Raw genomic sequence first — 11,370 nt, 5'->3', positions numbered from 1 at the left:
CCGCGCTCGGCCCTCGGCCCCCGGGCGGAGGGACCGGCGCCGAACCCGACATTCCGGCCCGCGTGCGGTGAACAGGGAGTGGCAGCACGGGTACCGCGGCCTCTGCTCCGGCGCGGGCATGGCAGGCTGGGGGGCATGGCAGTCCAGATCAACCCCAGCATCCTGTCCGCCGACTTCGCCCGCCTCGCCGAGGAGGCGGACGCGGTGTCGGGCGCCGACTGGCTTCACGTCGACGTCATGGACAACCACTTCGTGCCCAACCTGACGCTCGGCGTCCCGGTGGTCGAGTCGCTGCGCCGGGCCACCGACACCCCGCTGGACTGCCACCTGATGATCGACGAGCCGGACCGCTGGGCCCCCGCGTTCGTGGACGCGGGCGCCGGCTCCGTGACCTTCCACGCCGAGGCGGCCGCGGCGCCGGTGCGCCTGGCGCGCGAGCTGCGCGCCAACGGGGCGCGGGCCTCGATGGCGCTCAAGCCCGCCACCCCCATCGAGCCGTACGAGGACCTGCTGCCCGAGCTGGACATGCTGCTGGTCATGACCGTCGAGCCGGGCTTCGGCGGCCAGGCGTTCCTGGACATCATGCTGCCCAAGGTGCGCCGCACCCGGGAGCTGATCGCCAAGCACGGCCTGGAGATGTGGCTGCAGGTCGACGGCGGGGTCTCCGCGGAGACCATCGAGCGCTGCGCGGAGGCGGGCGCGGACGTGTTCGTCGCCGGTTCCGCGGTGTACGGGGCCGAGGACCCGGCCGCCGCGGTGCGGGCGCTGCGCGCCCAGGCGGCGGCGGCCAGCGAGGGGGCACCCTGGGCGACGGGCTGCCACTAGCGTCCGCGTACCACCGGCACAGCCCCGCGCCCGCGGCCCGCGGCCTCTCGGAGCCGACGCCTCCGGGCCCGGATCGTGAAAGTATTGAAGACGGAGCAGCGCCTTCGAGCAGCTCCGCCGGGGAGAGCAAAGGAGATCTCGTGTCGACGGGCCGGACGGCTGCGCGGATGGGACCCGCGGAGCTGGTACAGGCGGCGGCGATGGCCCGCCGCTTCTACCTGGAGGGCAAGTCCAAGATCCAGATCGCCGACGAGTTCGGCGTCAGCCGCTTCAAGGTCGCCCGGGTGCTGGAGACCGCGCTCGAGCGCGACCTCGTACGGATCGAGATCCGCGTCCCCGCCGAGCTCGACGCCGAGCGCTCCGACGCCCTGCGCGCCCGCTTCGGCCTCAGGCACGCCGTCGTCGTGGAGGCGCCGGCCGACGCCGTGCCCGACACCCGTGACCCGGAGAACCTCGGCAGCGTCGCCGCCGACCTGCTCGCGGAGCTGGTCACCGAGGGTGACGTGCTTGGCCTGGCCTGGGGCCGGTCCACGATCAACATGGCGCAGGCGCTGCACCGGCTGCCCCCGTGCACCGTCGTCCAGCTCACCGGCGTCTACGACGCGGGCACCGCGGAGCGCGGCTCCGTGGAGGCCGTGCGCCGCGCCGCGGAGGTCGCCGGCGGCGAGGCCCACCCGATCTACGCGCCGATGCTGCTGCCCGACGCCGCCACCGCCACCGCGCTGCGCAGCCAGACCGGGGTGGCCCGCGCCTTCGAGTACTTCGACAAGGTGACCGTCGCCGCCGTCTCCATCGGCTCCTGGGAGGAGGGCATCTCCGCCATGCACGACATGCTCTCCGAGGAGGAGCGCGCGCACTACGCCTCGCTGGGCGCCGCCGCTGAGATGTCGGCGCACCTCTTCGACGCCGAGGGCCGGCGCATCGGCCGCGACCTGGGGGAGCGGTGCATCACCGTCGAGGCGGACCGGCTGCGCCGGATCCCCGAGGTGGTCGCCATCGCGGGCGGTGCGCGCAAGCGCGAGGCAATCGTGGCGGTGCTGCGCTCGGGGCTGGTGACCAGCCTGGTCACGGACACCGTGGCCGCGGACTACCTGCTGGACGAGGTGGCGCCGGGCCCGCGCCCCGCGCTGGACCGCGCAGACCCGGACGAGTTGTAGCGCCACAGGGCCCCGCGCCGTAGGGGACGTTCCGTACGTCCGGCACCCCCTCCCCGTACGAACCGGGCCGCGGGGCTCAGTCCGCGGGCGCGTGCAGCGGGCCGGAGAGCACCCCGGGGATCTGCGAGCGCGAGGTGAAGCCGAACTTCGCCAGGATGTGCTCCACGTGCGCGTCCACCGTGCGCTTGGAGATCACCAGCTTCTCGGCGATCTCCCGGTTCGTCAGCCCTCTGGCCACCAGCCCCGCCACCTGCCGCTGCCGCGGCGTGAGCCCGTCGCCCGCGCCCGGCGGCTGCGCCGGGACCGCCGGCGCGGGGGGCACCGCCTCGTCGGCGAGCGCCAGCGCCACCGCGGCGTTGGTGGGCAGCCGGCCGCCTTCGCGGAACGCGGTGTCGTAGCCGTCGCTGCCCAGCGCCTCGCGGGCCGCGTCCGCCGCGCCGCCGTGCAGGTCGTGCAGGACGGGGATGCCGAACCTGGCCTCCTTCACCGCCCGGCGCCACAGCGCGTCCGCCGCGCCCTGCAGCACGGCCACCCGCTCGAAGTGCCGCAGCTCCGCCGCCCGCCAGGCGAAGCCCTCCAGGAAGTGCGCGACGCCCATCAGGTCGTGCAGCACCGCCTTGGCGCGGATGCCCTGCCGGGCGCACTCGATGCTCTCCAGGTGCTCGCCCTTGAGCCACAGGCCGATGCTCTTGACCCACAGCGCCCAGCCGCGCGACCACAGCTCGGCGGGGGTGGCCGCGTTGCGCCGGAGGGAGTCCTCGCTGAGCGCGATGCCCTCGCCCGTACCGCCGTTGAGGACGTGGAAGAAGCCCGCGATGAAGCCGCTCATCAGCAGCCCGGTCTCGTCACCCTGCTCCGCCAGCTCCCGCCGGGCGGCCTCGAAGCCCTCGGCGACGCCGTCGGCCCGGCCGTGGAAGTAGCGGGAGTGCTGGCGGAAGGTACGGGTCCAGGCGAGGCCCGTACGGTCGTCGATGCGCAGCGCGACGGCCTCGGCCTCGTCCAGCAGCGCGAAGGTGTCGCCGCGCTCGCCCTGCATGTCCATGAACCAGCAGGTCAGCCAGAGGGCCTTGACCCGCTCCTGGCGGTCCTCCGGGCAGCGGCCGAGGGCGCGGCGCAGCCAGTAGCGGCCCTCGGTGAGCAGCCCGGTGCAGTGCCAGTAGCCCCACAGCATGGTGGCCATCCGCAGGCCCGCGGAGGCGTCGTCCGGGTCGGTGACGCAGAACTCCAGCGCGACCCGTACGTCCGCCTGGTCGCGCACCATCTGCCGCAGCAGCACCGCCTGCCGGTCGCCGGTCCACTCGGCGTCGAAGAACCGGGCCCGGCGCAGGAAGTGGTCGCGGTGCCGGCGCCGGGTGCGCTCCGCCTCCGCGTCGGGGCCGAGCTGTTCCAGGCCGAACTCCCTGATGGTGTCGAGCATCCGGTAGCGGGTGCCGTGCTCGGACTCCACCCGCAGCACCACGGACTTCTCCACCAGCCCGATCAGCGCGTCGAGCACCCCCTCGACGGGCAGCGCCCCCTCCGCGCCGACCGCCTCGGCGACGTCGAGGCTGAACTCCCCGGCGCACACCGCGAGCCGGGACCACAGCAGCCGCTCCGGCTCGGTGGACAGCTCGTAGCTCCAGCCGATGGTGGTACGCAGCGTCTGGTGCCGCGGCACGGCGGTGCGGCGGCCGCCGGTGAGCAGTTGGAAGCGGTGGTCGAGCCGGTTCAGCATCTCCTCGGGGGAGAGCACCCGCAGCCGGCTGACGGCCAGTTCGATGGCGAGCGGGATGCCGTCGAGGCGGCGGCAGAGGGCGAGGACGTCGGCGCGGTTGTCGTCGTCGACGGTGAAGCCGGGCACGGCGGCGGCGGCCCGGTCGGTGAACAACTGCAGCGCGTCGTCCGCGGGGCCGGTGTCCGGGACGGCCAGCGGCGGGATCGGCAGGATGTGCTCGCCCGCCACGTCCAGGGGCTGCCTGCTGGTGGCGACGACGTGCAACTGCGGTGCGGCGCGCAGCAGTTCCTCGGTGAGCACGGCGCAGGCGTCGACCAGGTGCTCGCAGGTGTCGAGGATGAGCAGCGTCGTCTTGTCCCTGAGGTACGCGGCGAGCGCGTCCTGCGCCGGCAGCGCGGTCTGCTCCGGCAGGTCCAGCGCGGCGGCGACGGTGTTGGGCAGCAGCCGCGGGTCGGCGAGGGCGGACAGCGGGACGAGGGTGACGCCGTCGGGGAAGCGGGAGTGCAGCCGGTGCGCGCCGCGCACGGCGGTACGGGTCTTGCCGACCCCGCCGGGTCCCGTGAGCGTGACCAGACGGGCCTGCCGCAGACAGGCGTCGAGCAGCGCGAGCTCCTGCCGGCGGCCGACGAAGCTGGTGGCTTCGGCGGGCAGCTCACCGGCGCTGCGGTTCCTCATCGTGGTCCCCCGGAGGTCGGTGACCGGCTGGCGACGTACGACCGGCGGTCGTACAACCGACGACGGTAAGGGGCGCGCGGGCGGGCGTCGGAGCGAGTCCGAGGGATTCAACCGAATGGGGGGCGCGAGAGGGCACCATGCCCGCCGGGGGGAACAGAGGCGCGAGCCGTGGCTCGACCGCCCAGCGCAGCACCCGGCGCACCGGCGGGGTGCACAGCAGTGCCATGCCCGCGGCGGCGGCGAGGGTGACGGCCACGGGTCCCGCGGGTGTCGAGAGCCACGCCGGCTCGTACCAGCCGCCGTAGCGGGCCCCCTGGGTGGCGAAGGCGTGCAGCAGATAGCCGTAGAGCGTGCCGGCGCCCAGTGCGGTCCACCACGTCCGGCGCTGGGGCACCCAGGCGAGGAAGGCCGCGGCCAGCAGCAGCGAGCAGCAGAAGAGCACCGGCGCGGCGAGCAGCCCGGTCGTCCCGGAGTAACCGATCTCCTGGGCGGCGGTGCTGCGGTAGAGCCAGCGCCGGTCGGTGTGCGGGCCGAGGAGGTACGCGGCCACCGGTGCGGCGAGGAGCACCGGGGCGGCCAGGATCCGCGCCTCGCGCCGCCGCAGCAGCCGCAGCCGGTCCGGTGCGCAGGTCAGGCCGAGGACGAAGAACGGCAGAAGCTGCAGCACCCGTTGCAGCTCCAGGTCGTTGCCGATGTCGGGGGTGGCGGTGGCCAGCGCCGCGACGGCCAGCGCCACCGGCAGCGGGTGGCGCAGCGCGGTCCACAGCGGCACGGACAGCCGCCAGACGAAGAGCGCGAGCAGGAACCACGTCACGCCCCAGGGGTCGAGCAGGCTGAAGGGGCTCGCGTTGTCGCCGGCGTGGCGGCCGAAGAGGGTGTACGCCGTTTCGAAGACCAGGTACGGCACGACCAGCCCGGTGATCAGGCCCCGGGCCCGGCGGGGCGAGCCGTCCTGGCCGCGGGAGAAGTAGCCGGAGACGAGTACGAACAGGGGCATGTGGAACGCGTAGACGGTCTCGTACGCCGCGGCGACCGCCCGGCTGCCGTCGACCAGCGGCTCCCAGGCGTGCCCGCACGCGACGAGGACCACCGCCAGGAACTTGGCGTTGTCGAAGTACGGGTCCCGGGGGGTGCCGGGGCTGTCCCTGTCGTTGCCGCTCACCGCTCTTCCCTATCATGCCGATGGGAATAATAGGGAAACTGCCGCGGCCGGGCGCCGCGCGCTCCCGGACTCCCCGGCCGCCACCCGCACTTCAGGGCGCGCCGACGATCTCGTACAGTGTCGGCCGACCCTGCCGAGGAGCGCGCATGACGGCCGACGCCCGCCGCACGGACCCCGCCCTCGGCGCCCCCGCACCCGTTCCCGGCGGCCCGCCGGGCGGCTCGCGGCGGTGGATGTGGCTGGCCGCCTGGCCCGTCGTCGCCGCGCTCGCCCTGTCCAACGAGCCCGCGCCGCTGTACGTGCTGTGGCAGGGCCGGTTCGGCTTCTCCGCCGCCACGATCACGCTGATCTACGCCGCCTACATCGCCGGCCTGCTCGTCACCCTGACGTTCGCCGGCACCCTCGCCGACCGGTACGGCCGCAGGCCGGTGCTGCTGCCGGGGCTGGCGCTGTCGCTCACCGCCGCGGTGCTCTTCGCCACCGCGGAGTCGGTCGCCGTGCTGGGCGTGGCGCGGCTGCTCAGCGGGTTCGCGGTGGGCGCGGTGCTGGCCGCGGGGATGGCGGCGGTGGCGGACCTGGCGCCGCCGGGGCAGAAGCAGTTCGGCGGGCTGGTCGGGTCCGCGTCGATGGTCGGCGGGGCGGCGCTGGGGCCGATGCTCGCCGGGGTGCTGTCGGAGACCCTGCCGCACCCCACGAGACTGGTCTTCGTGGTGCAGACGGGGCTGTTGCTCGTCGCGCTCGCGGTGGTGCTGCGGATGCCGCTGTCCCGGCCGGGGGAGCGGCGTGGCGAGCGGCCGGGCGGGGGGGCGGAGGCCGAAGCCGGAGCCGGGAGCGCGGCGGATACGGCGCCCCGGCGCGCACGCCGGCTCGTACGCATCCCGTCCGTGCCCCGCCCGCACCGCCGCACCTTGCTGCTGAGCCTCGCCGTCCTCGCCCCGGGCATGACCGCCACCGGCTTCGTGCTCTCCCTCGGTCCTGCTCTGCTGGCCGACTTGCTGGACAGCGACAACCGCGCGCTCGCCGGAGGCATGATCTTCCTGCTCTTCGCGGCGGCGACCGGCGTGCAGTTCGCGGTGCGCGCCCTGCGGGTACGCGTCCTCTTCATCCTCGGCGCCGTACTGACCACCGCCGGCATGGCGGCGCTGGTGCTCGCGACCGCCGCCACCTCGGTGCCACTGCTGCTGGCCGCCGCGGTGCTGGCCGGGCTCGGCCAGGGCAGCGCGCAGCTCGGCGGGCTCAGCACGCTCAGCGCCCGGATACCGGCCACCCGGCTCGCCGAGGCCAACGCGGCGCTCACCGGCGGCGGTTACCTGATGGCCGGGGTGCTGCCGGTCGCCGCCGGGTACCTCAGCGACGCGGTGGGGCTGACGGCGGGCACCACGGCGTTCGGCATCGCGGTCGCGGTGCTGGTGACGGCCGGCGCGGTGGCGGCGACCCGGCGCTGAGCCGCCGCCCACTCCGCGTCACCCACGCGGCGTCACCACTCCGCGTACGACCCGTCCGGGTGCCGCCACACCGGGTTGTGCCAGGACTCCGCCGTCCCGTCCGCGGCCCGTACCGCCCGCTCGTCGATCTCCACGCCGAGACCGGGCCCGGCCGGCCGCAGCAGGTGCCCGTCGTGGAACCGGAAGACCTCCGGGTCTGCGACGTAGTCGAGCAGTTCCGCGCCGGTGTTGTAGTGGATGCCGATCGACTGCTCCTGGATGAGGAAGTTCGGCGTGCAGAACGCGAGTTGCAGGCTCGCGGCCAGCGCCAGCGGCCCCAGCGGGCAGTGCGGCGCGATCGCCACGTCGAACGTCTCGGCCAGCGAGGCGATCCGCCGGCACTCCGAGATGCCCCCGGCGTGCGAGAGGTCCGGCTGGAGCACCGCGACGCCCGCCCGCAGCGCCGGCAGCATCTCCGTCCGCGAGAACAGCCGCTCGCCCGTCGCCACCGGCAGCGCCGTCGAGCCGGTGACCCGCTCCAGCAGATGCGTGTGCTCGGGCAGCACCGGCTCCTCCACGAACATCGGCGCGTACGGCTCCAGCACCCCGATCGCCTTGATCGCGCCGGCCGCGGAGAACCGGCCGTGGAAGTCGACGGCGAAGTCCCGCTCCGGGCCGAGCGCGTCGCGCGCGGCCTCCGCGCGCGCGGCGACCCGGCGCAGCTCCGCGACGTTCGGCAGCCGGTCCATCCGTCCGGAGCCGTTCATCTTCACCGCCGTGAAGCCCGCCTCCACCTGCGCGGCGACCTGGTCGCGGACCTCGCCGGGCTCGTCGCCGCCGACCCAGCAGTACGCGCGGGCGCGTTCGCGCACCGGGCCGCCGAGCAACTGGTGCACGGGCGCGCCGAACGCCTTGCCCGCGAGGTCCCACAGCGCCTGGTCGAGACCCGCGACAGCGGAGGAGAGCACCGGACCGCCGCGGTAGAAGGAGCCCTTGGCCATGAGCTGCCAGTGGTCCTCGATCCGCAGCGGGTCGGCGCCGAGGAGGAACTGCTCGGCGAGTTCGTGGACGGCGGTGCGGACGGTCGCCGCCCGGCCCTCCACGACCGGCTCGCCCCAGCCCACGAGGCCGTCGTCGGTCTCGACGCGGCAGAACAGCCAGCGCGGCGGCACGGCGAAGGTCTCGACCCGGGTGATCTTCAACTTGCTACTCCTTGACGCTGCCCTCGGTCAGCCCGGTCTGCCAGAAGCGCTGGAGGACGAGCATCGCGACGGCCAGGGGGATGACGGAGACGAAGGCTCCGCCGATGGTGTACTGCGTGAGTTCCGGCACCCGGTCCGCGGCCTGCTGCCAGGTGACCAGCCCGAGCGTGATCGGGTACTTCCGGTCGTCGGAGAGCATCACCAACGGCAGGAAGTAGTTGTTCCAGATGTGCACGAACTGGAAGAGGAAGACGGTCACCAGCGCCGGGGTCATGATCCGCAGCACCAGCGAGAAGAAGATCCGCCCTTCGCCCGCGCCGTCCACCCGGGCCGCCTCCAGCAGCGTGTCGGGCACCGCCGCCTCCGCGTAGATGCGGCACAGGTAGACCCCGAACGGGCTGACGATGCTGGGGATCAGGACGCCCCAGTAGGTGTTGGTCAGCTCCAGCTTGCTGAACATCAGGTAAAGCGGCAGCGCCAGCGCCGTCGAGGGCAGCAGCACACCGGCGAGGACGAACTTGAACACCGCCTCCCGGCCCGCGAAGCGGTACTTGGCGAGCGCGAAGCCGGCCGCGGCGGACAGCAGCGTCGCCAGCACCGCGCCGACGCCCGCGTACAGCAGGGAGTTCAGCATCCAGCGCAGGTAGACGTGCCCGTCGTAGCTGAAGACCCGGCTGAGGTTGTCCCACAGCCGCGGGTCGTCGAACCACAGGCCGAAGGAGCCGTAGAGGCTGTCGTTCGACTTGGTGGCCGCGACCACCAGCCAGTAGACCGGCAGCAGGAAGTACAGCGCGGCGGCCGTGAGCACGGCCACCAGGACGATGCGGCCGGGGCGCGGTGCCCGGCGCGGGCGCGGTGCGGGGGCGGCGGGCGGAGACCCGGCCACCGCGGTGACGGTCGTGGTCCGGGTGCCGGTGGCGCTCACCGCTCGCTCCTTTGCTTGCGGGTGACGAGGCTGAGGAATCCGAACGACAGCACCATGGCGACGACGGCGAGGATGACCGACTTGGCCGCCGCCAGATACAGGTTGGCGTTCGCGAAGGCGTCGAAGTACGCGCTGAGGTTGGGGGTGTAGTCGGTGGTGACGGCCGGGGCGACCTTCTTCAGCACCAGCGGTTCGGCGAAGAGCTGCATCGTGCCGATGATGGAGAACACGGTGGTCAGCACGAGGGCCGGCCGTACCAGTGGGATCTTGATGCGCAGCGCCGTCTGCCACGGCCCCGCGCCGTCGATCCTGGCCGCTTCGTACAGTTCCTGCGGCACGGCCTTGAGCTGGGCGATGATGATCAGCATGTTGTAGCCGGCGAACTGCCAGACCACGATGTTGGCGATCGACCACAGCACGTTGTCGTAGCCGAGGAAGTCCGGCTGGAAGCCGAGGTCGCCGAGCACGGAGGTGATCGGGCTGACCCCGGGCACGTACAGGAAGCCCCACAGGATGGTGGCGATCACGCCGGGGATGCCGTAGGGCAGGAAGTACGTGGCCCGCAGCAGTCCCGCCCAGCGGTGGGAGACCTGGTCCAGCAGCAGCGCCAGCACCAGCGCGAGCAGCAGCATCACCGGCACCTGCACGATGCCGAAGAGCAGCACCCGGCCGAAGCCGTCGACGAACGTCTCCTGCTGCAGGGCCAGGGAGTAGTTCTCGAAGCCGGCGAAGCCGACGGACGGCTCGCCCAGGCCCATGGGGCCGCTGCGCTCGACCTTCAGCATGCTCTGGTAGACGGCGTAGAGGACCGGCAGCACCATCGCGAACAGGTACAGCGCGAGGAACGGGCCGAGGAACGCCCACGCCTTGCGGTCGGGGCGGCCGCGGCGCCGGCCGCGAGCGTCCGCGCCGGAGCGCGCCAGGCCGGGTTTCACCGATGTGCTCATCGCGCGCTCCTCGCCTTGAGCCCCTTGGCCTTCAGGTCGTCCACGAACATGCCCTCGGCGTCCTTGAGGGCGTCCGCGAGCGAGCCGTGGCCGGCCAGGACGCGGCCGAAGGCGTCCTGGATGTGCGCGTACGACTGTGTCGTCGTCGGCGCGAACCGCCAGGAGGTGTCGACGTTGCGGTCGGCGAGCTGGAAGACCTCGTTGTAGCGCTGGCCGCCGAAGAACGGGTCGGGCTTGCCGAGCGCGGAGTCCGCCAGCTCGATCTTCGCCGCGGGCCAGCCGTAGCCGGCGGCGATCAGCAGGTCGATCGCCGCGGGGTCGGTGTTGAGCCAGTGCGCGAACTCCAGCGCCTCCACCGGGTGCCGGCTGCCCTGGAGGATCGCGGTGGACGAACCGCCCCAGTTGGACGAGGCGTGCCCGCCGCGCTCCCACTGCGGCAGTTCGGCGACCCGCCACCGGCCCTCGGTGCGCGGCGCGTTGCCGCGGATCAGGGCGTCGTACCACTGCGCGCCCGGCCAGGTGACGAGTTGGCCCGTCTGCAGGCCCTTGTAGAACGCGGACTGCGCGTCCTGGACGGGCGCCACGAGCCCGTCGGAGAGCATCCCGTCCCAGAAGCCGGCGATCTGAAGCGACTCCGGGCCCGCGAGGTCGACCACCCAGGTGTCGCCCTCGGTGGTCACCCAGTGGGCGCCGCGCTGCCAGGGGAAGGCGGCGAACCACTGCGCGTTGGCGGGCGGGAAGGCGGTGATGAGGGAGCCGCGCTTCTTGATCTCCACCGCGGCGGCCCGGTACTCGTCCCACGTCGCCGGGACCTCGATGTCCCACTTGTCGAAGAGGTCCTTGCGGTAGAACAGGCCCATCGGTCCTGACGCCTGGGGGATCGCGTAGGTCTTCCCGGCGAACACCCCCTGCTGCCACTGCCAGTCGACGTAGGAGTCCTTCAGCTCGTCGGCACCGTACTCGCTCAGGTCCGTGAGGCCGTTCACGAGCATGAACTCGGGCAGCGCGTAGTACTCCACCTGCGCCAGGTCGGGCGGGTCGCCCGCGGTGAGGGAGGAGTGCATCTTCTGGTAGCCGCCCGAGGTGTTGGCGGGCACCATCTGCACGTCGACCCGCACGTCCGGGTTCTGCTCGTTCCACAGGGCCACGGCCTTCTGCAGGGGCACCCAGGTCCAGAAGGTCAGCGTGACCTTCTGCCCCGGCCTGCGCCTGGCCGCCGTGGTCGTACGGGCCGCGCCGACCTCCTCGCCGCAGCCGGCCAGTGCGGGCGCGGCGGCCGCCGCCGCGCCCCACGCCAGGATCTTCCTTCGGGTGGGCATCCGACCTCCTTGTCAGAGTG

Annotated in this window: 9 protein-coding genes; 3 read left to right on the top strand and 6 right to left on the bottom strand. The window is 73.4% G+C overall.

Going from position 1 to position 11,370, the window contains the following annotated elements; translation table 11 throughout:
- Positions 1-135: 135 nt before the first annotated feature.
- Positions 136-825, top strand: a complete 690-nt coding sequence (gene rpe / locus OG946_RS04270; protein WP_326794826.1) for a ribulose-phosphate 3-epimerase — start codon at positions 136-138, stop codon at positions 823-825.
- 167 nt (positions 826-992) lie between these two features.
- Positions 993-1,982 carry a sugar-binding transcriptional regulator gene (locus tag OG946_RS04265; RefSeq protein ID WP_326800141.1) on the top strand — a complete coding sequence of 330 codons (990 nt, stop codon included), beginning with the start codon at positions 993-995 and terminating at the stop codon, positions 1,980-1,982.
- A 76-nt stretch (positions 1,983-2,058) separates the two neighbouring features.
- Here the strand turns inward: OG946_RS04265 and OG946_RS04260 are convergent, their stop codons facing one another.
- Both OG946_RS04260 and OG946_RS04255 read right to left on the bottom strand, forming a co-directional pair.
- Positions 2,059-4,371: an ATP-binding protein gene (locus tag OG946_RS04260; protein WP_326794825.1), complete on the bottom strand. Its 2,313-nt coding sequence runs from the start codon at positions 4,369-4,371 to the stop codon at positions 2,059-2,061.
- Positions 4,349-5,533 (bottom strand): acyltransferase family protein, encoded by a 1,185-nt coding sequence (locus tag OG946_RS04255; RefSeq protein ID WP_326794824.1) that lies wholly within the window; start codon positions 5,531-5,533, stop codon positions 4,349-4,351. The genes OG946_RS04260 and OG946_RS04255 overlap by 23 nt, the downstream gene beginning before the upstream one ends.
- Before the next feature lie 146 nt (positions 5,534-5,679).
- On the opposite strand from OG946_RS04255, the gene OG946_RS04250 reads away from it, so the two are divergent.
- Positions 5,680-6,978, top strand: coding sequence for an MFS transporter (locus tag OG946_RS04250; protein WP_326794823.1), 1,299 nt, complete (start codon positions 5,680-5,682; stop codon positions 6,976-6,978).
- 32 nt (positions 6,979-7,010) lie between these two features.
- Here OG946_RS04250 and dgoD read toward each other — a convergent pair whose 3' ends face one another.
- The 4 genes from dgoD to OG946_RS04230 are packed head-to-tail and all read right to left on the bottom strand — an operon-like array spanning position 7,011 to position 11,350.
- On the bottom strand, positions 7,011-8,159 hold the full coding sequence (gene dgoD / locus OG946_RS04245) for a galactonate dehydratase (protein ID WP_326794822.1): 1,149 nt from the start codon (positions 8,157-8,159) through the stop codon (positions 7,011-7,013).
- A gap of 4 nt (positions 8,160-8,163) precedes the next feature.
- Positions 8,164-9,084 (bottom strand): carbohydrate ABC transporter permease, encoded by a 921-nt coding sequence (locus OG946_RS04240; RefSeq protein WP_326794821.1) that lies wholly within the window; start codon positions 9,082-9,084, stop codon positions 8,164-8,166.
- On the bottom strand, positions 9,081-10,031 hold the full coding sequence (locus OG946_RS04235) for a carbohydrate ABC transporter permease (protein WP_326794820.1): 951 nt from the start codon (positions 10,029-10,031) through the stop codon (positions 9,081-9,083). The genes OG946_RS04240 and OG946_RS04235 overlap by 4 nt, the downstream gene beginning before the upstream one ends.
- The gene (locus OG946_RS04230; RefSeq protein WP_326794819.1) at positions 10,028-11,350 is read right to left on the bottom strand and encodes an ABC transporter substrate-binding protein; all 1,323 of its coding nucleotides are present in this window, start codon (positions 11,348-11,350) and stop codon (positions 10,028-10,030) included. The genes OG946_RS04235 and OG946_RS04230 overlap by 4 nt, the downstream gene beginning before the upstream one ends.
- Positions 11,351-11,370 lie beyond the last annotated feature (20 nt).

The sequence above is a fragment of the Streptomyces sp. NBC_01808 genome (genome assembly GCF_035917395.1).
Classification (GTDB): Bacteria; Actinomycetota; Actinomycetes; order Streptomycetales; family Streptomycetaceae; genus Streptomyces.
This window is presented reverse-complemented; position numbering and strand designations above follow the sequence as displayed.